At 72.4% G+C, this 26,793-nt stretch carries 24 protein-coding genes and 1 pseudogene; 17 read left to right on the top strand and 8 right to left on the bottom strand.

Features of this window, described 5'->3' with window-relative positions:
• Positions 1-44: 44 nt before the first annotated feature.
• From QQM67_RS22695 to QQM67_RS22675, 5 genes are all read left to right on the top strand, one after another.
• Positions 45-464 carry a hypothetical protein gene (locus tag QQM67_RS22695; RefSeq protein ID WP_314175882.1) on the top strand — a complete coding sequence of 140 codons (420 nt, stop codon included), beginning with the start codon at positions 45-47 and terminating at the stop codon, positions 462-464.
• 138 nt (positions 465-602) lie between these two features.
• The gene (locus QQM67_RS22690; RefSeq protein WP_314175881.1) at positions 603-2,678 is read left to right on the top strand and encodes a PhoX family protein; all 2,076 of its coding nucleotides are present in this window, start codon (positions 603-605) and stop codon (positions 2,676-2,678) included.
• A 181-nt stretch (positions 2,679-2,859) separates the two neighbouring features.
• Positions 2,860-3,180 carry a DMT family transporter gene (locus QQM67_RS22685; RefSeq protein ID WP_314175879.1) on the top strand — a complete coding sequence of 107 codons (321 nt, stop codon included), beginning with the start codon at positions 2,860-2,862 and terminating at the stop codon, positions 3,178-3,180.
• Between the two features lie 174 nt (positions 3,181-3,354).
• Complete coding sequence (locus QQM67_RS22680; protein ID WP_314175878.1) at positions 3,355-4,728, top strand: NAD(P)/FAD-dependent oxidoreductase; 1,374 nt, start codon at positions 3,355-3,357, stop codon at positions 4,726-4,728.
• A gap of 394 nt (positions 4,729-5,122) precedes the next feature.
• Positions 5,123-5,818 (top strand): dienelactone hydrolase family protein, encoded by a 696-nt coding sequence (locus QQM67_RS22675; protein WP_314175876.1) that lies wholly within the window; start codon positions 5,123-5,125, stop codon positions 5,816-5,818.
• Between the two features lie 188 nt (positions 5,819-6,006).
• Here the strand turns inward: QQM67_RS22675 and QQM67_RS22670 are convergent, their stop codons facing one another.
• Both QQM67_RS22670 and QQM67_RS22665 read right to left on the bottom strand, forming a co-directional pair.
• Complete coding sequence (locus QQM67_RS22670) at positions 6,007-6,951, bottom strand: quinone oxidoreductase family protein (RefSeq protein WP_314175874.1); 945 nt, start codon at positions 6,949-6,951, stop codon at positions 6,007-6,009.
• A gap of 112 nt (positions 6,952-7,063) precedes the next feature.
• Positions 7,064-8,008 (bottom strand): D-2-hydroxyacid dehydrogenase family protein, encoded by a 945-nt coding sequence (locus QQM67_RS22665; protein ID WP_314175872.1) that lies wholly within the window; start codon positions 8,006-8,008, stop codon positions 7,064-7,066.
• A 291-nt stretch (positions 8,009-8,299) separates the two neighbouring features.
• Between QQM67_RS22665 and QQM67_RS22660 the strand changes: the two genes are divergently transcribed.
• From QQM67_RS22660 to QQM67_RS22645, 4 genes are all read left to right on the top strand, one after another.
• Positions 8,300-9,718, top strand: a complete 1,419-nt coding sequence (locus QQM67_RS22660) for a sensor histidine kinase (protein WP_314175870.1) — start codon at positions 8,300-8,302, stop codon at positions 9,716-9,718.
• Complete coding sequence (locus tag QQM67_RS22655; protein WP_314175868.1) at positions 9,711-10,460, top strand: response regulator transcription factor; 750 nt, start codon at positions 9,711-9,713, stop codon at positions 10,458-10,460. Before QQM67_RS22660 ends, QQM67_RS22655 begins: the two co-directional genes overlap by 8 nt.
• Before the next feature lie 205 nt (positions 10,461-10,665).
• Positions 10,666-11,472 carry a class I SAM-dependent methyltransferase gene (locus QQM67_RS22650; RefSeq protein WP_314175866.1) on the top strand — a complete coding sequence of 269 codons (807 nt, stop codon included), beginning with the start codon at positions 10,666-10,668 and terminating at the stop codon, positions 11,470-11,472.
• A gap of 163 nt (positions 11,473-11,635) precedes the next feature.
• The gene (locus QQM67_RS22645; RefSeq protein WP_314175864.1) at positions 11,636-12,715 is read left to right on the top strand and encodes a DUF3048 domain-containing protein; all 1,080 of its coding nucleotides are present in this window, start codon (positions 11,636-11,638) and stop codon (positions 12,713-12,715) included.
• Between the two features lie 116 nt (positions 12,716-12,831).
• Here the strand turns inward: QQM67_RS22645 and QQM67_RS22640 are convergent, their stop codons facing one another.
• The 4 genes from QQM67_RS22640 to QQM67_RS22625 all read right to left on the bottom strand — a co-directional run bounded on the left by QQM67_RS22640 (position 12,832) and on the right by QQM67_RS22625 (position 16,094).
• Positions 12,832-13,290: a nuclear transport factor 2 family protein gene (locus QQM67_RS22640; RefSeq protein ID WP_314175862.1), complete on the bottom strand. Its 459-nt coding sequence runs from the start codon at positions 13,288-13,290 to the stop codon at positions 12,832-12,834.
• A 219-nt stretch (positions 13,291-13,509) separates the two neighbouring features.
• Positions 13,510-13,746: a PIN domain-containing protein gene (locus QQM67_RS22635; protein ID WP_314175861.1), complete on the bottom strand. Its 237-nt coding sequence runs from the start codon at positions 13,744-13,746 to the stop codon at positions 13,510-13,512.
• Between the two features lie 54 nt (positions 13,747-13,800).
• Entirely contained in the window at positions 13,801-14,643 is an 843-nt protein-coding gene (locus tag QQM67_RS22630; protein ID WP_314175859.1) for a putative hydro-lyase, read from the bottom strand.
• A gap of 113 nt (positions 14,644-14,756) precedes the next feature.
• Positions 14,757-16,094: an MFS transporter gene (locus tag QQM67_RS22625; RefSeq protein WP_314175857.1), complete on the bottom strand. Its 1,338-nt coding sequence runs from the start codon at positions 16,092-16,094 to the stop codon at positions 14,757-14,759.
• Positions 16,095-16,465: 371 nt separating this feature from the next.
• Here QQM67_RS22625 and QQM67_RS22620 point away from each other — a divergent pair.
• A pseudogene (locus QQM67_RS22620) lies at positions 16,466-17,188 on the top strand (GntR family transcriptional regulator); the annotation flags it as partial.
• A 185-nt stretch (positions 17,189-17,373) separates the two neighbouring features.
• Here QQM67_RS22620 and QQM67_RS22615 read toward each other — a convergent pair.
• Entirely contained in the window at positions 17,374-18,096 is a 723-nt protein-coding gene (locus QQM67_RS22615; protein ID WP_314175856.1) for a DUF2848 domain-containing protein, read from the bottom strand.
• 260 nt (positions 18,097-18,356) lie between these two features.
• Here QQM67_RS22615 and QQM67_RS22610 point away from each other — a divergent pair, with 260 nt between their 5' ends.
• Entirely contained in the window at positions 18,357-19,694 is a 1,338-nt protein-coding gene (locus QQM67_RS22610) for an MFS transporter (protein WP_314176185.1), read from the top strand.
• Positions 19,695-19,806: 112 nt separating this feature from the next.
• Positions 19,807-20,610: a carbon-nitrogen hydrolase family protein gene (locus QQM67_RS22605; RefSeq protein WP_314175855.1), complete on the top strand. Its 804-nt coding sequence runs from the start codon at positions 19,807-19,809 to the stop codon at positions 20,608-20,610.
• A 42-nt stretch (positions 20,611-20,652) separates the two neighbouring features.
• Here the strand turns inward: QQM67_RS22605 and QQM67_RS22600 are convergent, their stop codons facing one another.
• On the bottom strand, positions 20,653-21,279 hold the full coding sequence (locus tag QQM67_RS22600; RefSeq protein WP_314175854.1) for a GntR family transcriptional regulator: 627 nt from the start codon (positions 21,277-21,279) through the stop codon (positions 20,653-20,655).
• 500 nt (positions 21,280-21,779) lie between these two features.
• Between QQM67_RS22600 and QQM67_RS22595 the strand changes: the two genes are divergently transcribed.
• From QQM67_RS22595 to QQM67_RS22575, 5 genes are all read left to right on the top strand, one after another.
• A complete protein-coding gene (locus QQM67_RS22595) occupies positions 21,780-23,174 on the top strand; it encodes an NHL repeat-containing protein (protein ID WP_314175853.1) in 1,395 nt (464 codons plus the stop codon).
• A gap of 108 nt (positions 23,175-23,282) precedes the next feature.
• On the top strand, positions 23,283-24,038 hold the full coding sequence (locus tag QQM67_RS22590; RefSeq protein ID WP_314175852.1) for a flavodoxin family protein: 756 nt from the start codon (positions 23,283-23,285) through the stop codon (positions 24,036-24,038).
• A gap of 77 nt (positions 24,039-24,115) precedes the next feature.
• On the top strand, positions 24,116-24,598 hold the full coding sequence (locus QQM67_RS22585) for a VOC family protein (protein ID WP_314175851.1): 483 nt from the start codon (positions 24,116-24,118) through the stop codon (positions 24,596-24,598).
• Between the two features lie 121 nt (positions 24,599-24,719).
• On the top strand, positions 24,720-25,526 hold the full coding sequence (locus tag QQM67_RS22580) for an SDR family NAD(P)-dependent oxidoreductase (protein WP_314175850.1): 807 nt from the start codon (positions 24,720-24,722) through the stop codon (positions 25,524-25,526).
• A gap of 118 nt (positions 25,527-25,644) precedes the next feature.
• Positions 25,645-26,661, top strand: a complete 1,017-nt coding sequence (locus tag QQM67_RS22575; RefSeq protein WP_314175849.1) for a DUF3048 domain-containing protein — start codon at positions 25,645-25,647, stop codon at positions 26,659-26,661.
• Positions 26,662-26,793 lie beyond the last annotated feature (132 nt).

Here is a 26,793-nt window from a genome sequence, read left to right as displayed (position 1 = left end):
GCCTTGTGGGAACTGCCGTGCTGAATCCGAGCGTCCGGTTATGCATGGAATCGCGTGAAGGGCGTGAAAGGCGAGAAGCGACGGTCACCACGGCCGCCGGGTGCCTGGTGGCCGCCGTCGGGGCCGCCACGGGGTTCGGAGTGTGGCTTCACGGCGCGAGCCCCGGGCTGAGCGGGGCCTTCGAGGGCGAGCGCGACATGAGCCTGCTCTACATCGAACTCCCGGGCATGGTGGCCGGTTTCCCCCTGATCACGCTGCTCACCTGGTCCCTGACGCGAGCCGTGCTCCGCGGCCGCGGCCGGCGCGGCGCACGCGCCTTCGTCAAGGGCACCGTCGTCGTCCTGACGCTGCTCCTGCTCTCGTGGTCGTGCGCGGCCTGGCTGGACCACCGCGTCGAGTGGGTCTCGCCGGAAGGGGCGCCGATCTCACCGCCCCCGGGGGGCCCTGGCCCCGACCTGCTCTGACCGCCTCCGGCGTCCCGGCGGGGCGAGCGTTCGGGCCGGGCGAGGGTTCACCCGTGGTTCATCGTGAGGTCGTCTCCTCGCGGGGCTCTGCCCATAGCGTCTCCTCGCCGCCGTATGCACGGAGATCCGGAGGAGACCATGCGCAAGCTGCTGACGGTGCTCGGCTCGCACCCGGGCGGCAGGTCCGCCATGACCTGTCGTTACCGGTGCGGTGACGCCTGCTTCCACGAGGCGCCCAACACCAGCGGCAACGAGTACGCCGGGGATGTGATCGCCCGCGCCCTCTCGCGCCGGACCGTGCTGCGTGCCGGAGCCGTCGCCGGGGTGGTGGCCGCCACGAGTACGGCCGCGTGCAGCGGCCAGCCCGCCGGTGCCGCGGAGGCCGACAAGGCGAAGGGGAAGCCCGCGAAGGGGCTGCGCTTCACGCCCGTCGAGCCGAACACGGACGACAAGGTGACCGTCCCGGAGGGGTACGGGCAGAACATCGTGATCCGCTGGGGCGAACCGATCCTGCGCGGGGCGCCCGACTTCGACCCCGAGAAGCAGTCCGCGAAGGCGCAGGAGGGGCAGTTCGGCTACAACAACGACTTCCTCTCGCTGCTCCCGCTGGACAAGAAGGACGGGGACGAAGGAGGCGGCGGCAAGCGGCAGTTGATGGTCGCCAACCACGAATACACCGACGAAGTACTGATGTTCGCGGGTTACGACGCCGACGACCCGACCCGTGAGCAGGCCGAGATCGGCTGGGCCGCGCACGGGCTCTCCGTCGTGGTCGTCGAGGGCGAGAAGGGTTCGGGCGCGCTCAGGGCCGTACCGCGTCACCGCCTCAACCGGCGCGTCACCGCGACCACGCCGTTCGAGGTGACCGGCCCGGCGGCCGGCAGCAAGTGGCTGCGCACGTCCGCGGACCCGGAGGGCCGCAAGGTCCTCGGCACCCTCAACAACTGCTCGGGCGGCACCACTCCGTGGGGCACGACGCTGCACGGCGAGGAGAACGTCGACCAGTACTTCGCCAACACCGACAAGGTCGAGGACGACGAACACCGCAAGCGGCTCAACCGCTACGCGCTCAAGGGCACCGACACGGAGCGCAAGTGGGAGAAGTTCGACGACCGCTTCGACGTCACGAAGGAGCCGTACGAGCCGCACCGCTTCGGCTGGGTCGTCGAACTCGACCCGTACGACCCGGAGTCGGTGCCCCGCAAGCGCACCGCGCTCGGCCGCTTCAAGCACGAGGCCGCGCAGCCACGGCTGACGAACGACGGCCGTGCCGTGGTCTACATGGGCGACGACGAACGCTTCGAGTACCTCTACAAGTTCGTCTCGTCGAAGCGGATGCGGCGCGGCGGCAGCCGTGCGGACCACGAGCACAACATGACGCTGCTGGACCACGGCACGCTCTACGTCGCGAAGCTGACCGGCGACAGTCCCGCGGACGACATCGACGGCTCCGGCGAACTCCCCTCGGACGACCACGAGTTCGACGGCAAGGGCAAGTGGATCCCGCTGGCCACGGGCGACCGCTCCCATGTGGAGGGCATGACGGCGGACGAGGTGTACGTCTTCGCGCGCATCGCGGGTGACAAGGCCGGCGCCACGAAGATGGACCGCCCCGAGGACGTCGAACCCAGCCCGCGCACCGGACGCGTCTACGCCGCCCTCACCAACAACACCGACCGCGGCGCCTCGGGCAAGGCGGGCCCCGACGAGGCCAACCCGCGCAAGGACAACAAGCACGGCCACGTCCTGGAGTTCGCCGAGCACGGCGACGACCCGGCGGCCCGCAGCTTCAGCTGGCGGCTCTTCCTGGTGTGCGGCGATCCCGAGGACCCGGGCACGTACTTCGGCGGCTTCCCCAAGGACCAGGTCAGCCCCATCTCCTGCCCGGACAACGTCGCCTTCGACGACTACGGCAACCTGTGGCTCTCCACGGACGGCAACGAACTCGGCTCGCACGACGGTCTGTTCGGCGTCGCCACGGCGGGAGGACGGCGCGGTGAGGTGCGGCAGTTCCTGACGATGCCGACCGGCGCGGAGACCTGCGGGCCGCTGGTCCAGGACCGGCGCGTCCTGGTCGCCGTGCAGCACCCCGGCGAGGTGGACGGCGCGACCGTGGAGGAGCCCGCCTCGCAGTGGCCCGACGGACCGGACGCGTACGTACGTCCGTCGGTCGTCAGCGTCTGGCGCAAGGACGGCGGCGACATCGGCGTCTGACGCGGAGCCGGGCCGCCGTCCGGCCGGCCCCGTTCGCGTCGCCCCCGGCGCCCGCGTCGCCCACACCCTGTGGACGGCGCGGGCGCCTCGCGTGCGTGTCGGCGGTTCACCGCTGTGATCGACTGCTGAGCGCAGCCGGCAACAGGGGCCCGCGGGCGCGGGCGGAGTGGAGCGCGTCGTCATGAGTCTCGCCTGGGTTGTTCTCATCGTCTCGGGAGTGCTGGAGACCGTGTGGGCGAGCGCGCTGGACGCGTCCGGCAACTTCCAGAGGGTGTGGCCGACGGTGGTCTTCGTCGTGGTGCTGGCGTGCAGCATGACCGGTCTGGCGTACGCGGTGAGCCACATCCCCCTCGGCACCGCGTACGGCGTGTGGGTGGGGATCGGGGCCATCGGCACGGCTCTCTACGGGATGGCGGTGCTCGGTGAGTCCGTCGCGGTGACGCGTCTGCTGTGCCTGTTCCTGATCGTCGGAGGCGTGGTCGGGCTCAAGCTCCTGCACTGAGCCGACCTGGAGCCGACCTGGACCGCAGAGGTCCTCGGGTCCGCCGGGAGGACCCGAGCGGATGCGGCCCCCGCGGTGCCGTGCGAGCCTTTTCGCACGGAGCCGCCCCCGGCGCGGGCCGGACGAATCCTCGAGACCCACGGACCCCGGCGTGTGAGGGCGGGTGAAGCGGCCATGGATCGACCCAAGGTGCTCATCGTCGGCGGCGGCTTCGCCGGACTCAGCTGTGCGCGCGGTCTGGAGCGCGAACTCCGGGAGAGCGAGGCCGAGATCTCCCTCGTCACCCCGTACGACTACCAGCTCTACCTGCCGCTCCTCCCGCAGGTCGCCTCCGGCGTCCTCACACCCGAGGCCGTGGCTCCGGCGCTGCGCCGCGTCCTGCGCCGCACGCGGATCGTGCCCGGGGCCGCCATCGGCGTGGACACCGGCGCGAAGGTGTGCGTCGTACGGCTCATCACGGGCGAACTGGTCAACCAGCGCTACGACTACCTCGTCCTCACCCCCGGCAGCGTCACGCGCACCTTCGACATCCCCGGCCTGGACCGGTGGGCACGCGGCATGAAGACGCTCGCCGAGGCGGCGTACATCCGCGACCACGTCATCGCCCAGCTCGACCTCGCCGCCGTCACGCACGACGAGGCGGAGCGCGCGGCGCGGCTGCGGTTCGTCGTGGTCGGCGGCGGCTACGCCGGTACGGAGACGGTCGCCAGCCTCCAGCGGCTGACGGCCAGCGCCGTGCGGCGCTACCGCCGCATCGACCCCCGGCGGATCGAGTGGCACCTCGTCGACCACGCCCCGAAGCTGATGCCGGAGCTCGGCGACCGGCTCGGCCGCAAGGCGCTGAAGCTCGTCACGGCGCGCGGCGCGCGGGTCTCGCTCGGGGTCTCGGTGTCGGGCGTGACGGACGGCGCCGTGACCCTCACCGACGGCCGTTCGCTGCGCAGCCACACTCTCGTCTGGACGGCGGGCGTGACCGCCAGCCCGCTGGTCGCCACCCTCGACGCGGAGACGGTGCGCGGGCGGCTGGCGGTCCGGCCCGATCTGCGCGTGCCGGGCAGAGAGGGCGTCTTCGCGCTGGGGGACGCCGCCGCCGTACCCGACCTGTCCGAGGGAGGCGGCGACGGCGGGCCGGTGTGCCCGCCCACCGCTCAGCACGCGATGCGCCAGGGACGGCGGGCCGCGCGCAACGTCGCGGCCGTGCTGCGGGGCAGACCGACACGGCCGTACGAGCACCGCGATCTGGGACTCGTCGTCGACCTCGGCGGGCTCGACGCCCTGGCACGCCCCCTCGGTGTCGAACTGAGCGGCGTTCCCGCCCAGTTGGTCACGCGCGGATACCATCTCGCGGCGCTGCGGACGAGCAACGCCCGCTGCCGCACCGTCGCCAACTGGCTGCTGGACGCCACCACCGGCAACGACTTCTTCCGCACCGGCTACCTCGGCGGCCCGCTCGCCACGCTCTCCGGCTTCGAAGGCACCGACGAGTACCCGACCCCCGAGCGCGTCCGCGAGCTGGCGGCCGACTCCTCGGTGCCGGGGGAGTGCTGAGCCGCCTCAGCACCGAGCCTCCGCTTCATGGCCCTGCATGGCCCGCGATTGCCGCACTCCCAGGCTTGGTTCCGTCCCGGCCGTACGTGTGCGATCTTCCGCTTCGACGGGTTATCAGCCTCGGGGCCGGGCACCCACCGGACGCGGCGGGCCGTCGCGCGGCCCGTGCGCGGGTGCGTCACGTCCGCACCGGCGACACCACGGGAGCCACCGACGCAGAGAGCACGGAAGCGGAAACCACCGACGCCGAAGCACGACGCGAAACCGACGACGCGGAAGCCCACGACGGGACCACCGAGGGGACCAGCGGCGCGACACCACCGGCGCCACGGAACCGCGCCCGTCCCCGAGACCGACAGCAACGAGCACCCGAAGCAGAAAGGCGGAACACCTCGTGTCTGCACCACCGCTGCGCCAGAACCTGCGCTTCGACGCCGACGGCGTCGAGATCTACGGCTATCTCGCCCTCCCCGAAGGCGGCTCCGGCCCGGGGGTCATCGTCATCCAGGAGTGGTGGGGGCTGACGGATCAGATCGCCGAAGTGGCCGACCAGTTCGCCGCCGCCGGCTATGTGGCACTCGCCCCCGACCTGTACGGCGGCCGTACGACGCACGACAGCGACGACGCCGCGCGCCTCGCCTCCCAGCTGCCGATGAGCCAGGCAGTGCGCGAACTCGCCGGTGCCGTCGACTACTTGCTCGCGCACGACGCGGTGCGGGGCGACGCCGTGGGCGCCGTGGGCTTCTGCATGGGCGGCGGCTTCGTCCTCGCGCTCGCGGCCGAGGCGGGGGAGAAGGTCGCAGCGGCCGTGCCGTACTACGGCGTGGCCAGCGACGACGAGGTGGACTTCGCCGGAGTCCGCGCCGATGTCCTCGGCCACTACGGCGAGTTGGACGAGAACGCCTCGCCCGCCCGCGCGGAGCAGATCGCCGCCCGCATCCGCGCGGAATCGGGAGCCAATGTGACCATCGAGCGTTATCCGGCGGGTCACGCCTTCGCGAACGAGGAGAACCACCTCGGCACGTACGACCCGGACTCGACCCGGCTCGCCTGGGAGCGCACCCTCGCGTTCCTCGGGGAACGGCTCTGATCCCTCTGATCGCTCTGAACCCAGGGCTCCCGCCCCGGTTCCATCCCCCGAGCCTCCGGCCCTCGATCCCGGACCCCTCGACCCTGCCCCTCAGCCGGTCGGCTCCGGCGCCGCGGCCCTCGGCCCCGGCGCCGGAGCGCCCCTCCTGGCCCCCGGCTCACTCGGCTCAGTCGCCCCTCGCCCCCGGCTCAGGGCAGCAGCACCACCTTGCCGCCGGGGTGGCCCTCCGCCAGGAAGCGGTGGGCCTCGGCGGCCTCCGCGAGGGAGTACGTACGGGCGACCACGACCTCCAACTCGCCCTGGCGCGCGAGCTTCACGAGCTTCCGCCACGCGTCGGCCCTGATCTGCTCGCCCGGGTCGGCGCCGGGTGCGCCGCCGATCAGCTTGATGCCGGTGTCGCCGCGGTCGAAGGCGAGGATGGAGACGATGCGGCCGGGGTCCTTGACCAGTTCGAGCGAGGCGTCGATCGCCTGCCGCGTGCCCGAGGTGTCGATGACCGCGTCCACTCCCTCCGGCGCCGCCTCGCGCACGCGCTCCAGGAGGCCGTCGCCGTACGGCAGGGCGGTGGCCCCGTACCGCTCGACCTGTGCGAGATGGCTCTCGCCCGCGGTGCCGATCACGCGTGCGCCCGCCGCCATGCCGAGCTGCACGGCGATGAGACCCACGCCGCCCGACGCCCCGTGGATCAGCAGCGTCTCGCCCTCCGCGACGCCGATGGCGGTGGCGGCGTGCACGGCCGTCGCACCGGCGGCCAGCAGCCCGGCGGCGGCCTCCCAGGTCAGCTCGGGCGGCTTCGGCGCGACGCTGGAGGCCGGGACGTTCAGCTCGGTCGCGTAGGCGCCGGCCACCGGGTAGGCCATCACCTCGTCCCCGACGGAGAGGGGACCGGCGGGGCCCTCCGCGTCCTGGCCGACCGCCGTCACCACGCCCGCCGACTCCGCGCCCAGCGGCAAGGGCAGCGCGGACGGGTCGTCGCCCATGTTGCCGCTGTAGAGCTTGTAGTCCATGGGGTTGACGCCGATGGCCTTGGTGCGCAGCGTCACGGTGCCCGGCTCCGGCGCCGGGACGTCGGTGTCGATCAGGGAGAGCACTTCCGGCCCGCCGTAGGCGTCGGCCACCATTCGCTTCGCCATGCCGCGGTCCCTTTCGCTGGGGTATGCGTCCCCCGCCAGCGTCGCACCGGGCGGTGCGGTGCGCGCGCCGGGCCGGAACTGCCCCCGCGCCCCGGCCGCGCCCGGCCCGCGCTCAGGGCGTCAGCGTCCGCACCGGCTCGCCCGCCGCCCACGCCGTGATGTCCTCCAGTGCCTCTCCATAGAAGATCCGGTAGGTCTCCTCGGTGACGTATCCGAGGTGAGGCGTCAGTACGGTGCGGGGCGCCGTGCGGATCGGATCGTCGGCGGGCAGCGGCTCGACGTCGTAGACGTCCAGGCCGGCGCCCGCGATCCGCCCCTCGATCAGGGCGTCGACGAGCGCTTCGGTGTCGATCAGCGGCCCGCGCGAAGTGTTCACGATGAACGCGGTGGGCTTCATCCACGACAGCTCCTCCCTGCCGATCAGCCCGGTGCTGCGCTCGCTGAGCTTGTAGTGGACGGTCACGATGTCGGCCTCGGAGAAGAGGGTCTGCTTGCTGACGGGCTCCGCGCCGCGCTCGCGTGCCGTCGACGGTTCGAGGTTGCTGCTCCAGGCCAGTACGCGCATCCCGAAGGCTCGCGCTACGGCCGCGACCCGCGACCCGAGGCGCCCGAGCCCGACGATGCCGAGCGTGCGTCCGTAGAGGTCGCCGCCTATCGAGTGCTGCCACTGCCCCTCGCGCACCCCGGTGGACTCCGCGGGGATGTGGCGCAGCAGCGAGAGGATCAGCCCCCAGGTGAGTTCGGGCGTCGCGGTGGCCGGGCTCTGCGTGCCGCACACGGTCACGCCGTGGCGCTCGGCGGCGGCCAGGTCGATCGCGGCGTTCGCCATGCCCGTGGTCACGAGGAGGCCCAGATCGGGCAGGCGCTCGAACCGCTCGGCGGTGAACGGGGTGCGTTCGCGCATCGCGACGACGACGTCGTAGCCGCGCAGGGCCGCGGCGAGGGCGTCGGTGTCGCCGATGTGCTCGTGGAAGAAGGTGACTTCGGCGTCCAGGCTCTGCCAGTCGGCGAAGTGGTGGGCGGCCTGCTGGTAGTCGTCCAGGACGGCGACGCGCACGGTCGTTCCTTTCGTACGGGACGGGGGATCGCGGACTCCCCGCGAGCGCGGGCGGATCGCAGGGGAGCGGCGTGTGTGAGAGCTGGGGACTTGTCGGGCTTCTCGGGCTTCCGGGATCTGCCGGGGCGCCGGGCGCGCCCGGGTTCCGGGCGATGTGGGACTCCCGGCGGTCGGCGCCCTGACGTGGACCTTAAGTCCTTCTGCCGCTTCCGCGTAGTCCCTGAGTGGGATGCGAACCGATGCGACCTGGGACGGATGCCCCCGGCGCCCTGCCCCCATATGGTCGCTGCCATGTCCGTCCAGCTCGTACGCGGCCTTCTCGGCGGCCTGTTCGGGGACCTCGTGCGCGACGCCCTCGTACGCCGTCCGCTGCCGCCCCTGGCCCGGCTTCCGCTCCCGGCGGGCGTCCGCCGGGCGCTTCCGCCCGCGGCCGGGGAGGCGCTGCGCCGGGCGCCGCACGCCGCGGTGCTGGCGCTGGTCGTGCTGCTGGTCTCCTTCCAGTACCGGTCGCAGGTGACGGGCGCCGACAAGCTCGCGGGCGTGATGCTCGTCGTGGGTTCGCTGCTGCTCGCGCTGTCGTGGCCCGTGCTGACCGGATGGCTGTTGGTGGCGGCGACGGGGCTCAGCGTCTTCCATCCCGGCGGCATGGCGGGTCCGTTCCCGTTCGCCGACGTGAGCGCGTGGCCCAACCTGCTGTTCTACGACTCGCAGGGGCGGCCGTGGGCGATGGCGGGCTTCCTCGCCTTCTGCGCCGTGACGGTGCTCGTCGCGCTGCGGCTGCGGCTGCGTGCGGTGGTGTGCCTGTGGTGCTTCGTCGTCGCGCTGGCCGCGGTGGGCAACGGCCCGTTCAGCGTGGGCGCGTGGGCGATGGCGCTCGTCTCGGCCCCGATGCCGCTCACCGCTCTCGTCGTGACGGGCCTCAGGGAGGCGCGCGCGGAGGCCGCCGCGCACGCGGCCGCGACCGAGGAGGAGCGCTCGCGGCGCATGCTGCTGGAGGAACGTGCCGTCATCGCACGGGAGTTGCACGACGTCGTGGCGCACCACATGTCGGTCGTCGCCATCCAGGCCGAGGCCGCACCGTACCGGGTGGAGGCGCCGCCGCCCGAGCTGGAGAAGGCCTTCGGGGACGTACGGGAGAACGCCGTGGCCGCTCTCACGGAGCTGCGCCGCGTGCTCGGCGTCATACGGAAGGAGCCGCAGGCGCCGTCCGCCGGTGGCTCGGCCCCGTCGTCCGACGGCGGCGTCGAGGCGCCGCAGCCCGCCCTCGGCGATCTGGACGCGCTGCTCGCGGGCGTACGGGCGCTGGGCGCGCCCGTCGGGAAGACGGTGACGGGCGAGGTGCGCGAACTGCCGCGCGGCGTCGAGCTGTCGGCGTACCGCATCGTGCAGGAGGCCCTGAGCAACGCCGTACGGCACGCTCCGAAGGCGCCCCTTCGCGTCGGACTCGCCTACGACCCGGGCGGGTTGGGGCTCCGCATCGTCAACGACCCGCCGCCGCAGGCGCCTCCGCCCTCGCCGGGCGCAGGGCACGGCCTGACGGGCATGCGGGAGCGCGCCGTCATGCTGGGCGGACGTCTGGAGGCGGGGCCGACCGAGGAGGGCGGCTTCGAGGTGACGGGATATCTGCCGAGCGGGGCCGGGACCGGGGCCGGGACCGGGGCCGGGACGGCGCCGGGCGGCGGACGGCGCATGGAGGCCGCGGATGGCTGACGAACCCCCGATCCGCGTCCTGATCGCCGACGATCAGGAGATGGTGCGCGAAGGCTTCTCCGTACTGCTGGGAAGCCGCCCGGACATCGACGTCGTGGGCGAGGCCGTCGACGGCCGCGATGCGGTGGAGAAGACCGCCGTCCTCCGCCCCGACGTCGCGCTCCTCGACGTGCGGATGCCCGTCATGAACGGACTGGAGGCCACCCGGGAGATCGTCGCGGCGTTTCCCGCCACGAAGGTGCTGATCTTGACGACGTACGACCTGGACGAGTACGTCTACCAGGCGCTGCGCGTAGGGGCGAGCGGCTTCCTGCTCAAGGACGCCCCGGCGCGTCAACTCGCGGACGGCATAAGGGTCGTGGCCACCGGAGGCGCCCTGCTGGCACCGACGGTCACCCGCCGTCTGATCGCCGAGTTCAGCCGCATGCCGGCCGAACGCACGGGGCTGCGCGCCCCGTTGAGACAGCGCGTCGCAGAACTGACCGAGAGGGAGACGGAGGTGCTGGCGCTCGTGGCACAGGGACTGTCGAACGCCGAGATCGGCGAGCACATCGTCGTCGCGGAGTCGACCGTGAAGACCCATGTCAGCCGCGTCCTCGACAAGCTCGGCCTGCGCGACCGCACGCAGGCCGCGGTCTTCGCGTACGAGAGCGGAGTCGTCGCCCCGCCCGGCGCGGGCCAGGACCCCGGCGCCGGCCCGGAGTCCGGCCCGCGCAAGCAGAGACGCACGCACACCGACTGACCGCGGAGCGCCCGCGGCACGCCGTCCGCCGCCCCGCCGTCCGACGGCCGATACCCGCCGCGGGAACCCGACTTGCCGTGCGGCACCCCGCACCCCGCACAGCGCCCCGTATGTGAACGTGTCCGACATGGCCGGTGATTCGTTTCGGCATGTGTCAAGGCGCCGTCGGGACGAGAACACCGAAACGACCGAGGAGTACACCGCCATGCCCAAGAAGACCCCGCGCTCCCTGGCAGCGAACCGTGCGAGGCTCGGCCACAAGGTCTCGTACGCGCTGCGGAATCCGGCGCGCGTCGCCCCGTATGTGCGGCGTGCGGCCCGCGACCGCTGGCTGCGCTTCAAGCACCGGGACCACGTCGCCTACTACCGCGCGGTGATGGCCTCGGACACCGCGAACAACCCGGAGGCGGCGGTCGGCAGCCGCAGCCACGACCGCTGGCTGGCGCTGGGCCGGATGCAGTTCGACTTCCTCACTGGGCACGGGCTCCGGCCGGAGCACCGCATGCTCGACATCGGGTGCGGCAACCTGCGGGCGGGCTGGCGGTTCATCCAGTACCTCGACACCGGCAACTACTACGGCATCGACATCTCCCCCGACATCCTGATCTCCGCCAAGAAGACCATCTCGCACTACGAACTACAGGGGAAACTCCCCCACTTGACGCTCACGCACGACCTGACCTTCGACTTCCTGCCCAGCGGGCACTTCGACGTCGTGCACGCGCACAGCGTCTTCTCCCACTCACCGCCCGAGGTCATCGACGAGTGCCTGGCCCACGTCGGCCGCATCCTCGCCCCGCGAGGCTTCTTCGACTTCACCTTCGACCGTACGGAGGGCTCCGAACACCAGGTGCTCCGCGAGGACTTCTACTACCGGACGGAGACGCTCGTCGCGCTCGCGGAGAAGCACGGCCTCGAAGCCCGTTTCATGGACGACTGGGAGAAGCTCCCGCACGGCCAGTCCAAGATCCGCGTCTCCCTCGCGGAGGCGGCCGTGCCCGCGGAGAACTGACGCTCTACGGCGGCCCGTCGGGCTCCGGCGGAGGGCTTCGACGCTCTCCCCCGGGCCCGGCGGGACCGCCGTGCACGGCGGACTACGCGCGGTATTGACGGCGCGCCGCGGCACAGATGAGGTGGCTGTCTTACGAAACCCCCCACGACGGAAGGCAGTTCACATGCACGGCATGACCACCGGCTCGCCGTCCTCCGACGGCGGCACGGGCGGCGGCGGCACGGAACGCGGCGGAGCAGGACGCGGCGGCAAGGCGGGCATAGGCAGGGCCACGCGTCTGCTGACCACGCTGGCGGTGGCTGCGCTGGCCGCCGGCAGCACGGCGAGCACCTCGTCCGCCCAGGAGGCGTCGGGCGGAGCGAGGGACACGGCCGGTGCGCACCAGCACTCCTCCGGCCAGCCACGCGAGGCCACTTCGCCCTTCACCGGACTGCCCGCCGAGCCCGCGCCCGTACTGGCGGTGAAGATCGACAACCACAAGGACGCGCGTCCGCACACCGCGCTGGAGGACGCCGACATCACCGTCGTGGAGAAGGTCGAGGGCGGGCTCAGCCGGTTGCTCGGGATCTACTCCAGCAAGCTCCCCGACTCCCTCGGGCCCGTGCGCAGCGCCCGCGCGTACAACGTCGAGCAGCTGCGGATGTTCGACCGTCCCGCGCTCTCCTACTCGGGGGCGCGCAAGGGCGTCGAGGACCTCATAGAGAAGTCGACGCTCCATGCCCGCTCGCACGACAAGTACCCCGCGCCCTACATCCGCGGCGGCGACAACGAGGCCCCGCACAACCTCTACGTCCACCCCGACGAACTCCTCGACACCGCGCCCGAAGCCAGCAAGAGCGCGGACATAGGCTTCCGCTTCGCCGACGACGCCCCGGAGGGCGGCGAGCCCACGGCACAGCGCTCGGTGGACTACGGCTCGGCCGAGACCACCTTCGACTGGTCGAAGAAGGAGGACCGCTGGCTCACCTCCTTCGACGGCGCTCCCGCGACGAGCACCGGCGGGGCGCGACTGGGCGGCAAGACCGTCGTGGTGCAGAAGGTGGAGATGCCGCCGGACGACGCCGGTACGCCGTACGAGAAGACCGTCGGCAGCGGCAAGGCGACGGTGTTGCGCGACGGCAAGGCGTACGAGACGACGTGGGAGCGGCCCAAGGCGGAGTCGGGGACCACCTTCACGCTGCCGAACGGCGAGCGGATGCCGTTCGACCGGGGCAACGTGTGGATCGTCTACGAGGAGGCCTGACGGCCGAGGCCGCCTGAGACCCTGACGGTGTCAACGACGGGCCGTGGGCTCGCCGTTGACACCGGCGCCGGGCGGCGGCCCCGGCCCGGCTGCCCTGCTGCGCCGACTCGCTGACGTCAGCGCAGCGGAATGCCGGCCCCGCGCTCCGACTCCGGGCGCGGTCCGAAGATGCGGCGGTCGCTCTCGGCGATGCGTACGTCGTTGATGCTCGCCTCGCGGCGCGACATCAGCCCCTGCGAGTCGAACTCCCACAGCTCGTTCCCGTACGAGCGCCACCACTGGCCCTCCGCGTCATGGCACTCGTACTGGAAGCGGACGGCGATGCGGTTGCCCTCGAAGGTCCACAGGCTCTTGCGCAGCGCGTACTCCAGCTCGCGCTGCCACTTCCTGGTCAGCAGGTCGACGATCTCCGCGCGGCCGGTGACGAAGGCGTCGCGGTTGCGCCACACCGAGTCCTCCGTGTAGGCGAGCGAGACCTTGTGCGGGTCGCGCGTGTTCCACGCGTCCTCGGCGGCCTGAACCTTCTGACGTGCGGTCTCCAGGGTGAACGGCGGCAGCGGCGGGCGAGCGTTCATGTCGGGGTGCCTTTCTGGGCGGCTCTGGACGGCTCTGAACGCCGAACTCCGGGACAGGTTCCGTGCCGTGCTCGGCGACGTGCTCCGTGACGTGTTCCGGTTCCGGCTTCCCGGGGGACGGGGTGGCCCTCTCCTTCCCGTCCGCGCCACGGCTTTACCGGACGACAGCCGCCGTTTCCACCCCCGATGGGAGGTTCCTGCGGCACTTCACCGCGTCCGTCAGACGGCTACGACGGTCACCGCGCTCTCCAGGCCCTTGAAATCGTCCGCATTGCGGCTGAAGAGGGGCAGACCGCGAATGGAGGCGATCGCGGCGATCATCAGATCCTGCTTGCGGGGCCGGGGGGCCCGGCGCTGGGCGAGGACCAGCGAGACGAGAGTCCCATAGCGAGCGGCGGCGTCCCCGTCGAACGGCAGCGGGTCGAAGTCGGCGACGGCCGCGCCCAGCTTCTCCACGCGCGAGCTTCGGACGACTGGGTCCCATGGGGCTACACGCCAGTTTTCGTCCGCTCACGCCACCAGGTACTGCTCGTCCCGCACGTCCGTGATCAGCATCCGGCCCGGGGCGTGGGTGATCGCGAAGGGCGGGCGCGAGGCGGTGACGGCGGCCTGGGGTGTGACACCGCACGCCCAGAAGACCGGCACGTCCCCCGGGCGCATCGCGGTGCGGTCGCCGAAGTCGGGGTCGTCGACGTCCGCTATGCCGAGGAGGGAAGGGTCGCCGATGTGCACCGGAGCACCGTGCACGGCGGGCATGCGGCCCGAGACCCGTACCGCCGTCTCCACCAGTTCCTCCGGTACCGGCCGCATCGAGACGACCATCGGGCCGTGCATGCGGCCCGCGGGACGGCACCGGCGATCCGTCACGTACATGGCGACGTTGCGGCCCTGCTCGATGTGGCGCAGCGGGACCCCCGCATCGGCCAGCGCCCACTCGAAGGTGAAGCTGCACCCGATGAGGAAGGTCACCAGGTCCTCGCGCCAGCGTCCGGTGACCTCGACGGGCTCGTCGACGAGTTCGCCGTGCTCCCACACCCGGTACGCGGGGAGGTCGGTGCGCAGGTCGGCGCCGGGAGCCAGCACGGTCGAGGTGCCGCCGGGGTCCGTCACGTCGAGTACGGGGCACGGCCGCGGGTTGCGCTGGCAGAAGAGCAGCACGTCGTAGGCCCAGTCGCGCGGTACGGAGATGAGGTTGGCCTGCGTGTGGCCGGGTGCGCGGCCGGGGGTCGGACGGGAGTCGCCGCCGCGGATCAGCGCCCGCGCCTCGGCGGGGCCGCCGTCCGCGGGCGGCTCGGCGTGCTCAGCGGCCGGCGAACCGGATTCCGCCGAAGTGCCGTGCGTCGTACGGGACATGGGGTTCCTCCACCTTCCCTCGGTCGTTCGGCTTCTACCGGACGCGGGGCTCCGGGCGGGACGGGCGTCTCGCCGTCAGGCCGTCCCGCCGACCGGGCCGCCCCGCCCGGGCCTCACACCAGCGCCCGTCCCCGCGTCTCGGGAAGCCCCAGCAGCGCGACCAGGGCGAGGCCGTACCCCGCGGCCCCGAAGACGAGCGCGCCGCTCACGCCCCAGCTGTTGGCGAGGAAGCCGACCAGCGTGGGAAAGAAGGCGCCGACCGCGCGCCCCGTGTTGTAGACGAATCCCTGCCCGGTGCCTCGTACGGCCGTGGGGTACAGCTCGCTCAGGAAGGAGCCGAACCCGCTGAAGATGGCCGACATGCAGAAGCCGAGCGGGAAACCCAGCAGCAGCACAAGGGTGTTGGAGCCCGTCGGCACGTTCGTGTAGGCGACGACGGAGACCGCGGAGAGCACCGCGAACACCGCGACGTTGCGCTTGCGGCCGAGCTTGTCGGTGAGGTAGCCGCCGGTGAGGTAGCCGATGAAGGCGCCCGAGATCAGGAACGTCAGGAACCCGCCGGTGCCGACGACCGTCAGGCCGCGGTCCGTCTTGAGGTAGCTGGGCACCCAGGTGGCGAGGGTGTAGTACCCGCCCTGCACGCCGGTCGAGAGCAGCACTCCGAAGATCGTCGTACGCCGCAGCCGGGGCGTGAAGATCGCCGCGAACGAGCCCTTTTCGCTGCTGTTCTTGCGCTGCTCGGCGGCTTGCGGCGCGTCGGTGACGTTGCGCCGTACGTAGAGGATCAGCAGCGCGGGCAGCGCACCGGTCCAGAACAGCACGCGCCACGCGGTCGATTCGTCGAAGAACTCGAAGACGGCCGTGTAGACGATCACGGCGAGCGCCCAGCCCACCGCCCACGAACTCTGGATGACGCCGAGCGTGCGCCCGCGCCGCTTCGCCGTGGCGTACTCGGCCACGAGGATCGCGCCGACCGCCCACTCGCCGCCGAAGCCGAGGCCTTGCAGACCGCGGAAGAGCAGCAGGGTCTCGTAGTTGGGGGCGAAGCCGCAGAGCAGGGTGAAGAAGGCGTACGTGCCGACGGTGAGCACCAGCGTCCGGACGCGTCCGATGCGGTCGGCCAGGATGCCCGCGAGCGCGCCGCCGACGGCGGAGACGACGAGGGTGACGGTCGTGAGCAGGCCGGTCTGGCCCGGGTCGAGGCTGAAGTACGCGCCGATGGCGACCATGCCGAGCGGCAGCGTGAAGAAGTCGTAGGAGTCGAGGGCGTAGCCGCCGAACGCGCCCGCGAAGGCGCGGCGTCCGGAGGCGCCGAGTTCGCGGAACCAGGCGAACGGGCCGCCGGCTTCCCGGCCGTTCGCGGCCCCGGCTTCGCTTCCGGCGCCTTGCACCGAGGCGTGCTCGGACCCGCTGCCCTCGTGTGGGGCGCTTGGTATCTGGCTGCTGTTCATGTGCACCTCGCAGAGGGAGAGGGTGCCGCCGGGAATGTGCTCCGGCCGGTGGTGCCGGGCCGGTGTCCGGGATAACGTAGAGGATCGTTGAACGATCCTTCAAGGGGTTCGTAGCGATGTATGCGCGCCGGTGCCACCGGTGCCGCGCCGAGGGGAGCCGCAAGTACACGGCGGTCGGACCAGACGAACGGACAAGAGGGGGTGCCCAATTGGGGAGGACCGACCCGGAGCGGGCGTGGCTTTCCGCCGTACGGCCCGATGCGGAACCCGTGGAACCCGAAGTGGAACCGGAGTTGATGCCGGTGTCTGGGCCGGAATCGGAGTCGGGGCCGGACGCCGGGACGGGCGGCAGGCCGTCCTCCGGGCCAGGCGTGGCGCCTCCCCGGCTCGTCGCGTCGCCTCCGGCGCCCCAGCGGGACGGCGAACTGGCGGGCGACCGCGCGCTGTTGAGCCGTACCAGCACCGCGGAACGCGTCGCGGACGTGCTGCGCAGCCGGATCGCGGAGGGCTTCTTCCCGCCGGGGACCCGGCTGTCGGAGGGGAACATCGGCGGTGCGCTCGGAGTCTCACGCAACACCCTCCGCGAGTCCTTCCGGCTGCTCACGCACGAGCGGCTGCTGGAACACCGGCTCAACCGCGGAGTGTTCGTCCGGGTCCTCACCGTGGAGGACGTGCTCGACATATACCGGATGCGGAAGCTCGTCGAGTGCGGGGTGGTGCACCAACTGGACGGCGCCGGCGCGCCGTTCGGACTGGACGCGCTCGCCGCGACGGTCGCCGAGGGCGAGGCCGCGGTGCGGGAGTGGCGCTGGAAGGACCTCGCGACGGCCAACATCCACTTCCACCGCGAGCTGGTCGCGCTGGCCCGCAGCCCGCGCACCGACGAGGTCATGGGCAGCGTGCTCGCCGAACTGCGGCTGGCGCTCCACGTCATGGACAGCCCGCGGCGCCTCCACGAGCCCTACCTCGTGCGCAACCGGGAGATCCTGGCGACGCTGCGCGCGGGGGAGCCCGCGAAGGCGGAGCGGATGCTGCGCCGGTACCTGGACGACTCCCGCAGACAGATCGTCGCCGCGTACGCCCAGCGCCTCGGCACCCGGGACGGCGCCGACCGCCAGGACGACGGGCGTCCGGAGGAGGTGCGCCTGGACGACGGGCGCCAGGACGAGGAGAGCAGGGACGGAGGGCCCCGGGGCGGGGAGCGCGGGAACCGCGAGAGCCGCGACGGCCGCGGCCGGGACCTCGGGGGCGGCCGCGGCGCCGGGGCCGCGCCGGGCGCTCAGCCGATGGGCTCGGGCATGGGCACGACGTCGTAGGCCAGCGAGAGCTCGCGCCCCGTGGCCGGGTCGGCCAGCTGCACTCGCCAGTGCGCGGCGAACTGGTCGACGCCGTGCACCATCGGGATCGTCCCGGAGATCAGCACGGTTCCGGGCTCCAACTCGCCCCGCTCACGCAGCACTTCGGCCCAGTGGTGCGGGGTGAGCAGATCGGCCGCGGTGCCGTCCTGGATGAGCTGCTCCCCGCCCTCACCGGAGCCGCCGGCGCCCTCGGTGCCGCCCGGGCCGCCGCTCACCCAGGCGCGGAGCGTGAGGCCGTCGACGCGGCCGGCGACCTCGGCCAGCCGCCACGCGCTCGTCGCGAGCACGTCCGGCGCGGCGTTCTTGCTCCATGCCACGCCGTACGTCTCCAGCTCGCGGTCGGTGTGGTCGCAGGCCGCCGTCAGCAGCAGATCTCCGGTGTCGTCGACGACGAGCGCCCACTCGGCCTCGCCGGAGGTCTTCCCGTGCTGCACCGCGACCGTGCCGGTCTGCTGCGCGAGGTAGGGCGAGACGGGGTAGAGCGCCGGGGTCGTGGACGGGGCGGGCACTCCCAGCTCGGCCAGCTCCGCGACGTGCGCGGCCACGTCCTCCTGACTGCGGCCCGCGTACCCGGCGTTGAGCAGACGCTTCACGGTCACGGTGCGCCGCGTGCCGTCGGACAGCGTGAAGGAGAGGCCGGTCATGGGGATTCCTCCAGGTCGAGCTCGATTTCACAGGGGTAAATTCCGCGCCCCGAGGGTTGCGCATACGAGCTGTATACAGCAAGTATGCCCACGTACCAAAAGGCACCCGATCGTGAGGAAGCCCCGTGGACCACAACACGTCGCACCAGGCGGCAGCGGAGGAGCCCGGCCCGCACGGCGGCCAGGCGGACGGCCCCGCCGCACCCGCCGTCCCCGGCGAAGGCCCGGGCGGCACGAACCCTGCGCACCGCAAGGACCTGCTGAAGGCGTTCACCGCCAGCCTCACCGGCACCTCGCTCGAGTGGTACGACTTCGCCGTCTACTCGGCGGCGTCCGCGCTGGTCTTCGGCAAGCTCTTCTTCCCGTCCGGCGACCCGCTCACCGGAACGCTCCTCGCCTTCTCCACATACGCGGTCGGCTACGTCTCACGTCCGCTCGGCGGCTTCGTCTTCGGGCGCCTCGGCGACGTCATCGGCCGCAAGCGCGTCCTCGTCGCCACCCTCGTGCTCGTCGGCGTCGCCACCTTCCTCATCGGACTCCTCCCCACCCACGCCGTCGCCGGTCCCGTCGCGCCGGCCCTGCTGGTGCTGCTGCGGTTCGCCCAGGGCGTGGGCGTCGGCGGCGAGTGGGGCGGCGCCGTGCTGCTCACCAGCGAGTTCGGCAGTACGAGGCGGCGCGGCTTCTGGGCCTCGGCGGCGCAGGTCGGCCCGCCCGTCGGCAACCTCATGGCCAACGGGGCCCTCGCCGCGCTCGGCGCGATGCTGACGGAGCAGCAGTTCCTCTCGTTCGGCTGGCGCATCGCGTTCCTGTTCTCGGGCGTGCTGGTCGCCTTCGGCCTGTGGGTCCGCACGCACCTTGAGGAGACGCCGGTCTTCAAGGCCGTCGAGGCGGGCGGCGACCGCCCGGAGGCGCCGGTCCGCGAGGTCTTCGCGCAGCAGCGCAGGCCGCTGATCGCCGCGATACTCTCCCGCGTCGCGCCGGACGTGCTGTACGCGATGTTCACCGTCTTCGTCCTGACGTACGTCACCGAGGAGCTGGGCATGCCGCAGGGCCAGGCCCTCACCGCGGTACTCATCGGCTCCGGACTCCAGATCTTCCTCATCCCGCTCGCCGGTGCGCTCTCCGACCGCTGGAACCGCCGGCGCCTGTATCTGGGGGCGGCCGTCGCGGCGGGCATCTGGCCGTTCGTCTTCTTCCCGCTCGCCGAGACCCGGTCGTGGCTGCTGGTCGTGCTGGGCGTCATCGGCGCGCTCGTCATCCACTCGATGCTCTACGGTCCGCAAGCCGCCTTCGTCGCCGAGCAGTTCAGCCCGAGGCTGCGCTACACCGGCTCCTCGCTCGCGTACACGCTGGCGGGGGTCATCGGCGGCGCCGTCGCTCCGCTGATCTTCACGGCGCTGCTCGGTGAGTTCGGCACATGGCTGCCGCTCGCGGGGTACATCGTCCTCACCGCAGTGCTTACGGTGACGGGTGTGCTGCTGGGACGGGACGCGGACCACGCGGAGGACGAGGAGTACACCAAGCGGTTCGACGGCGGCCCCGGCCGCGTGGCCGGCTCGGATGCGGCGCCTTCGTCGTACGCCGCGAAGTCGCGGTGAGGCGGCCCCGTCTCCGTCCCAGTCCCCTTCCCCGTTCCCGTTTTCGGCCCCTGCCCCCGGCCCTCGACCCGTTCGACCGCACGACCGACGACCTGCCGAGAGGAGACAGGCTGTGACCACGCTCCGTACGGCGATGTGCCAGTTCACCGCCTCCACCGACCCCGAGGAGAATCTGCGCACCATCGACTCCATGGCCGCGCAGGCAGCCGAGGAGGGCGCTCAGCTCGCCGTCTTCCCCGAGGCGGCGATGGCCCGCTTCGGCATCCCGCTCGCGCCGGTCGCCGAGCCGCTGGACGGGCCGTGGGCGGACGGTGTGCGCGAGAGCGCCCGCCGCCACGGACTCACCGTGGTGGCAGGCATGTTCACGCCCTCCGCCGACGGCCGCGTCGCCAACACCCTGCTGGCCACCGGTCCCGACGTGGACACCGCGTACGACAAGATCCATCTGTACGACGCGTTCGGCTTCTCCGAGTCGGACACCGTCGCGCCGGGCGAGAAGGTCGTCACCGTCGATGTCGCGGGAGTCCGTGTCGGCCTCGCGACCTGCTACGACGTCCGCTTCCCCGAACTCTTCCGCGCGCACGCCGACGAGGGCGCCGTGCTGACCGTGCTGCCCACGTCCTGGGGCGCCGGACCGTCCAAGCTGGATCACTGGCAACTGCTCACCAGGGCACGCGCGTTGGACGCCACGATCTGGGTGGCGGCGGTCGGTCAGGCGCCGCCCGGCCCGGACGCGGACATCCGGCAGCCCACGAAGGCGCCCACCGGCATCGGGCACAGCGTGCTCGTCGGGCCGGACGGGCGGGTGCGCGAAGAGGCCGGGGAGAAGCCCGAGTTGGTGGTGGCGGACGTGGACGCGGACGAGGTCGCCGAGGTCCGCCGTGCCGTGGCCGTCCTGGACAACCGCAGGCTCTGACGGACGGGCTCCAGCGGGCGTTCCGGGGGGCGCCGCGGCCCGTCAGCCCTCGGTGAGGATGCGACGCGTGGCCGCGATGTGGTCGTCGATCGCGGCACACGCGAGGTCCGCGCGCTCGGCCGCCAACGCCGTGACGATGCTGCGGTGTTCGACGCAGACCTCGTCCTGGCGTCCGGAGGCGCGGTAGAGGGCGCTCACGCCCGCCCGGACCTGGCGGCTGCGCAGCGCCTCGTACTGCTTCGCCATCAGCTTGTTGCCCGCGGCCGCGACGAGCGTGGCGTGGAAGCGGTGGTCGGCCTCGATGAACTCCTTGGCCTTCTCGCCGCCGCGCAGCTTCTCCTGCTCCGCCAGGATCCGGTCCATCTCGGCGACCGGCGCGGTGCCGGCCTCGACCGTACGGCTGGCGGCGTGGCGCTCCAACAGGGCGCGCATCTCCATGAGTTCGCTGATCTCCCGGCCGGAGAGCGGCGCGATGTAGGCGCCCCGCTTCGGGACGAGGCTGACGAGCTCCTCGGCGGCGAGCAGCAGCAGCGCCTCGCGGATGGGGGTACGGGAGATCCCGACGCGGTCGGCGATCGTCTGCTCGGACAGGAACTCGCCCTGCATCTCGGGGTCGGTGAGCACGGTCTCCTTGAGGAACGCGTACGCCTTCTCACGTCCGGATGTCACGGTCAGCCTCCCCGCCGGCGTCGTCCGCGCCCGGCCTGCACCGGGGACGCGCTGTCCGGCCTGGGCGCCGCCCCGTGGTGGTTCTCCTGCATGCTCGATTCCCTGCAACAGATTCCTTGCATACAGCCTGTATACACACACTACACGCGCACACCACGCGCCTGTCCAGTCCGCTGCTCCCGCCCCGCCCCGCCCCTTCCGCCCCGCTGTCCCGTCATGTTTCGCCGGACGCCGTCGCCCCGCCCTCCCGCACGGCCTCCCCGTCCTTCGGGTGGAGGGCGGCGCGGCCTGGCGTGGTGCGCCTCGCGACGCGTGAGCGGCTTCCTAGTGTCGCCACCGACGGACCGATCCGCGCGGTGCGGCCCGGCGCGATCCCGGCGCCGCACGGTGACGGCCCGTCACGTCAACGGCGCTCCCTTCGTCTCCATGCGATGCGGGTGCGCCCGCCGTCTCCTCGGGCCGTACGGCGCAGGCCGGCAGCCCAGAACAGGTGGGTGTTCATGAGCCGCTTCTCACTCCCCGACCGTCCCGCCGACGAGCATCGGCGAAAGCCGCCCCGGTCCTCCCGGCAGCCTCGCGCCGGGCGGCTGTCGTTGCGCGAACGCCTTCCGTGGCGCGGCAGTTCGTGGCGCCGCGCCACCGTCATGACCGCGATCCTCGTGCTGTGCACGGCCGGGCTCGCCTCCGCGGCCCCGGCGCCCGGCACCGGAGCCACGGGTACCACCGGGGCGCCCGCCACCGACGCGCCCCGTCCCGGCGGATCCGGGACCGGCAGGGCGTCCCTGTACGTCAGCGACTACACCGCCAACGACGTGCTGAAGCTCCGCCTCCGCAGCGGAAGACAGACGACTGTGCCCACCTCGGGCCTGACCCGGCCGACGTACATGGCTCTCGACCGCTCCGGCGCCCTCTACATCTCCGACACCTTCAACAGCAGGATCGTGAAGGTGTCCGCGGACGGCGAGCAGACGACCGTCCCCACGGAGGGGCTGCTGCGTCCGCTCGGGCTGGCACTCAGCAGGTCCGGAGACCTCTACATCGCCGACAGCTTCAACGACCGCGTGGTGAAGGTGCCCGCGGGCGGCGGAGAGCAGACGACCGTGCCCACGACCGGCCTTCTCCACCCGGAGGGCCTGGCGCTCGACGAGAGGCAGAACAGGCTCTACATCGCGGACTTCGTCAACGACCGCGTGGTGAGGGTCCCGGCGACGGGTGGCGGCGGCCAGACGACGGTGCCCACCACCGGCCTCTCGCAGCCGACCGGCCTGGCACTCGACGCGCGACGCCACCGGCTCTACGTCTCCGACTCCGGCAACAACCGGGTGGTGCGGGTGCCGGCGAACGGTGGCGGCGGGCAGGCGACCGTGCCCACCACCGGCCTGTCGAGCCCCTCGGGGCTGGCGCTCGACCGCGGACGCGACCTCTTCGTCTCGGACTTCGGCAACGACCGGGTCGTGAAGGTGCCCCTGCGCGGCGGCTCGCAGACCACCGTCCCGTTCGCCGGTCTGACCACCCCCGTCGGACTCGTGGTGCAGCGGGCCGTCCGCACGCGGCTCGAAGCACGGCCCGCCACCGTGGAACGCCGTTCCGATCCGCCGGTCCTGGAGGTGAGGGGACTCTCCGCCAGGCTGAGCGCGGACGGCAGGCCGCTCGCGGGCAAGACCGTCCGCTTCGGCAACGTCTCGCGGACCAAGCAGCTGTGCCGGGCGGTCACCGGACGGAACGTCACCGGACGGAACGCGGTGGCCCGGTGCGACGCCACCGTCAGCGGCAGCCGTACGGAGATCGACCGCCTCTACGACGAGCTGCGCTCCGAGGGCTATCGCGCGTCCTTCCCCGGGACCGCCGAGTACGAGCCGAGCACGGACACGGCCCGCGTGCGCACGCGCCACTGACCCGAGAGGACCTGGCACGGGGCGCGCTCCGCGGCCCTCGCCCGCTGTCCGGCGGTGCGGGCCCGGAGCCGGCCCCGGACCGTCACCGACCGCCCTGAAGGAGTGCATGTGAACGCGTCCGCCGCCCCCGGCGAGGCAGAGCAGGCCGAGAAGCCGCCGCCCGCGCGCTACGACGACCTGCGCGCCCTGGTCTTCAACTGCACGCTCAAGCGATCACCGGCGCGGAGCAACACCGAAGGCCTCATCGGCCGCTGCGTCCGCATCATGACCGAGCAGGGCGTACGGGTGGACGAGATCAGAGCCGTGGACCACGACATCGCGACGGGCGTCTGGCCGGACATGACGGAGCACGGCTGGCAGAGCGACGCCTGGCCGGGCCTGTACGAGCAGGTGCTGGCCGCCGACGTCCTCGTGCTGGCCGGGCCCATCTGGCTCGGTGACAACAGCTCCGTCATGAAACGCGTCATCGAGCGTCTGTACTCGTGCTCCAGCCTTCTCAACGACCGCGGGCAGTACTCGTACTACGGGCGGGTCGGGGGCTGCCTCATCACCGGCAACGAGGACGGCGCCAAGCACTGCGCCATGAACGTCCTCTACAGCCTCCAGCACCTCGGCTACACCATCCCGCCGCAGGCCGACGCGGGCTGGGTCGGTGAGGCAGGGCCCGGCCCGTCCTATCTGGACCCCGGCTCCGGCGGCCCGGAGAACACCTTCACCAACCGCAACGCCACCTTCATGACGTGGAACCTGCTGCACCTGGCCCGGATGCTGAAGGACGCGGGCGGCGTGCCCGCCTACGGCAACCAGCGCAGCGCCTGGGACGCGGGGTGCCGCCGCGACCACGAGAACCCCGAGCACCGGTAGACACCGCCGCCGATGCGATGAGTTCTCCGCCCGGGGCCGGTCGGTACAGGCACAGGAACTCGAATGGGGAGGCAGCGATGGCCGGCGACGGCTTCACCACATGTCTGTGGTTCGACGGGCAGGCAGAAGAGGCGGCGGAGTTCTACATCTCCGTGTTCAAGAATTCCAAGCTGGGAAGGACCGCACGCTACACCGAGGCCGGGCCGGGCCCGGCCGGGTCGGTCGTGACGGTCGAATTCGAGATCAACGGGCAGCGGTTCGTGGGGCTGAACGGCGGCCCGGAGTTCACGTTCAACGAGGCCGTCTCCTTCCAGATCGACTGCGAGGACCAGGACGAAGTCGACTACTACTGGAACCGGCTCACCGAGGACGGCGGCCAGGAGGTCGCCTGCGGCTGGCTGAAGGACAAGTACGGGCTCTCGTGGCAGGTCGTGCCCACGGAGTTCGTCTCGATGGTGGCCGACCCCGACCCGGAGAAGGCCAAGAGGGCGACGGAGGCGATGCTCTCGATGAAGAAGCTCGACATCGCGGCGCTGCGCAAGGCGCACGTGGGCGGCTGAGCGCGCACTCTCACCCGACGCGACGGGCCCCCGCAACCGGACGCCGGTGCGGGGGTCCGTCGTAGTGTGCGGCGGCAGCGCAGTCGAGGAGTGCAGTCGAGCATCAGCGGAGGATCCCGGGATGGACAGGGTTGTGATCGTCAGCGGCGGCGGTACGGGCATCGGCCGGGCCGTCGCGCAGCGGTTCGCCGCGGACGGCGACCGGGTGCTGCTCGTCGGCCGCCGCGAAGCGGTGCTGCGCCAGGCCGCCGAGGCCGTCGGGGCGGCCGTCATGGAGGGCATCGCGAAGGGCACCTCGGCCGGCGGCGTCGTGCCCGGCGAGGTCGGGACCCTCGCCGCGGACCTCACCGTCCCGGAGGAGGCGCAGCGCGTGCGCGACGAGGCCGCCGCCCGCTACGGCCGCGTCGACGTGCTGGTCAACAACGCGGGCGGCAACGCCGAGTACGCCCCCGGCAGGGAGGAGGCACCCGGCGGGCTCGCGGGCGTCGAGTGGTTCTGGCGGTCGAACTTCGAGTCCAACGTGCTCACCGCCGTCCTTCTCACCGAGGCGCTCGCCGGGCTGCTCGGGGAGCCGGGCCGCAGGGTCGTGATGCTCAGCTCCATCGCGGCGTACCGCGGTTCCGGTACGGGCTCGTATGCCGCGGCGAAGGCGGCGCTGCACCCGTACGTCTACGACCTCGCGGGACGGCTGGGCCCGCACGGTGCCACGGTCAACGCGGTGGCGCCCGGCTACATCGAGGCGACGGGCTTCTTCGGCGACCGCATGACCCGGGAGCGGCAGAAGGCGCTGGTCGCGCAGACCGTCACGGGCCGGACGGGCACGCCGGAGGATGTCGCGGAAACGGTCAACTGGCTGGCGTCGCCCGGCGCGGCCCATGTGACGGGCCAGATCGTGCAGATCAACGGCGGTGCCCGGTACGGCAATTGACCGCCGCCACGGCGGAGTGAGCCCGGCAGGAGGCCGGCCCGCCGGTGTGGGTCGGAGAGCCCATACGGACATTTCTCGTTCGCCGGGTGCCGTGCGCGTGCCTCCGCGTGGAACGCTCATGCGAAAGCGCGCAGAGAAGGAGGCGGGCGCCATGGAGTGGACGGGATCGCGCCGGGCCGTGCTGGTGACGGCCGGGCTGTCGCTGCTGGCGGCGGCCTGCGACTCGGGGAACGGCAACGGCGGCGGGGGTGGTGGAGGCGGCGGCGGTGGCGAGGGGAAGCGCTCGCCGTTCACCGGCCGCATGAACGCCGGAGACAAGGTGCTCGCGGTGAAGATCGACAACGTGGAGGCCGCGCGCCCGCACACCGGCTTGCAGAAGGCCGACATCGTCTACGTCGAGCAGGTCGAGGCCGGGCTCACCCGCATCATGGCCGTCTTCGCCTCCCGTCTGCCCCCGCTCGTCGGACCGGTGCGCAGCGCTCGCGAGTCCGACCTGGAGCTGCTGCGGCAGTTCGACCATCCGGGCCTCGCCTACTCCGGCGTCCAGTCCAAGCTGCGCTCCAAGGTGGAGTCCGCGCCGCTGGCGGCGCTCTTCCCGGGCCGGGTGCGGGAGGCGTACGTACGTAAAGGGGACCGTCCCGCCCCGCACAACCTCTATCTGCGTCCGAGCCGCGCGTTGTCCTCGGACGCCGCCTCCGACGTGGGCGCGCCCGGCGACATCGGCTTCCGATTCGGCGCCGAGCCGGACGGCGGCCGGAAGACCAAGGGCCGCAGCATCCGCTTCCCGGCCGCGCGCTACGCCTTCGACTGGTCGCCGGACAAGCGGCGCTGGCTGGTGTCGATGGACGGCGCCCCGGCCCGTACGACGGACGACGGGCGGCTGGAGGCGGCCACGGTCGTCGTGCAGTTCGTGCGCATCCGCGATTCGGAACTCGGCGACAGCTCCGGCAGCATCACCCCGTTCACCGAGACGGTGGGCTCGGGCCGTGCGCTGGTGCTGCGCGACGGCAAGGAGTTCGAGGCCCGCTGGAAGCGTCCTTCGGCGAAGGGCGGCACGACCTTCACGGACGCCGACGGCAAGCGGCTGCCCTTCGCGCGCGGCCAGGTGTGGGTGGTGCTCGCACCGGCCCGCTGAGCCCGCCCGCCGCCCGCCGCCCGCCGCCCGCCGCCCGCCGCCCGGCGACCGACCACCGCCCATCGGCGCGCATAAGGGGCATCGAGTCCGCCATTCCCTCAATGCGCCCAAGTAGCGCCTTTCGTCTCCATC

This window comes from Streptomyces winkii, from assembly GCF_032248595.1.
Lineage (GTDB): Bacteria > Actinomycetota > Actinomycetes > Streptomycetales > Streptomycetaceae > Streptomyces > Streptomyces winkii.
Note: the sequence above shows the minus strand (reverse complement) of the source record. Positions and strands in the feature narration are given on the sequence as shown.

What these genes read in the sequence shown, in the direction of transcription:
- QQM67_RS22615 (WP_314175856.1), bottom strand. Translation starts at nt 18,096, where the DNA reads ATGACCGGCCTCTCCTTCACGCTGTCCGACGGCACGCGGCGCACCGTG.
- QQM67_RS22680 (WP_314175878.1), top strand. Translation starts at nt 3,355, where the DNA reads ATGGATCGACCCAAGGTGCTCATCGTCGGCGGCGGCTTCGCCGGACTC.
- QQM67_RS22585 (WP_314175851.1), top strand. Translation starts at nt 24,116, where the DNA reads ATGGCCGGCGACGGCTTCACCACATGTCTGTGGTTCGACGGGCAGGCA.
- QQM67_RS22685 (WP_314175879.1), top strand. Translation starts at nt 2,860, where the DNA reads ATGAGTCTCGCCTGGGTTGTTCTCATCGTCTCGGGAGTGCTGGAGACC.
- QQM67_RS22595 (WP_314175853.1), top strand. Translation starts at nt 21,780, where the DNA reads ATGAGCCGCTTCTCACTCCCCGACCGTCCCGCCGACGAGCATCGGCGA.
- QQM67_RS22625 (WP_314175857.1), bottom strand. Translation starts at nt 16,094, where the DNA reads ATGAACAGCAGCCAGATACCAAGCGCCCCACACGAGGGCAGCGGGTCC.
- QQM67_RS22645 (WP_314175864.1), top strand. Translation starts at nt 11,636, where the DNA reads ATGCACGGCATGACCACCGGCTCGCCGTCCTCCGACGGCGGCACGGGC.
- QQM67_RS22575 (WP_314175849.1), top strand. Translation starts at nt 25,645, where the DNA reads ATGCGAAAGCGCGCAGAGAAGGAGGCGGGCGCCATGGAGTGGACGGGA.
- QQM67_RS22660 (WP_314175870.1), top strand. Translation starts at nt 8,300, where the DNA reads ATGTCCGTCCAGCTCGTACGCGGCCTTCTCGGCGGCCTGTTCGGGGAC.
- QQM67_RS22630 (WP_314175859.1), bottom strand. Translation starts at nt 14,643, where the DNA reads ATGTCCCGTACGACGCACGGCACTTCGGCGGAATCCGGTTCGCCGGCC.
- QQM67_RS22640 (WP_314175862.1), bottom strand. Translation starts at nt 13,290, where the DNA reads ATGAACGCTCGCCCGCCGCTGCCGCCGTTCACCCTGGAGACCGCACGT.
- QQM67_RS22690 (WP_314175881.1), top strand. Translation starts at nt 603, where the DNA reads ATGCGCAAGCTGCTGACGGTGCTCGGCTCGCACCCGGGCGGCAGGTCC.
- QQM67_RS22580 (WP_314175850.1), top strand. Translation starts at nt 24,720, where the DNA reads ATGGACAGGGTTGTGATCGTCAGCGGCGGCGGTACGGGCATCGGCCGG.
- QQM67_RS22695 (WP_314175882.1), top strand. Translation starts at nt 45, where the DNA reads ATGGAATCGCGTGAAGGGCGTGAAAGGCGAGAAGCGACGGTCACCACG.
- QQM67_RS22670 (WP_314175874.1), bottom strand. Translation starts at nt 6,951, where the DNA reads ATGGCGAAGCGAATGGTGGCCGACGCCTACGGCGGGCCGGAAGTGCTC.
- QQM67_RS22650 (WP_314175866.1), top strand. Translation starts at nt 10,666, where the DNA reads ATGCCCAAGAAGACCCCGCGCTCCCTGGCAGCGAACCGTGCGAGGCTC.
- QQM67_RS22655 (WP_314175868.1), top strand. Translation starts at nt 9,711, where the DNA reads ATGGCTGACGAACCCCCGATCCGCGTCCTGATCGCCGACGATCAGGAG.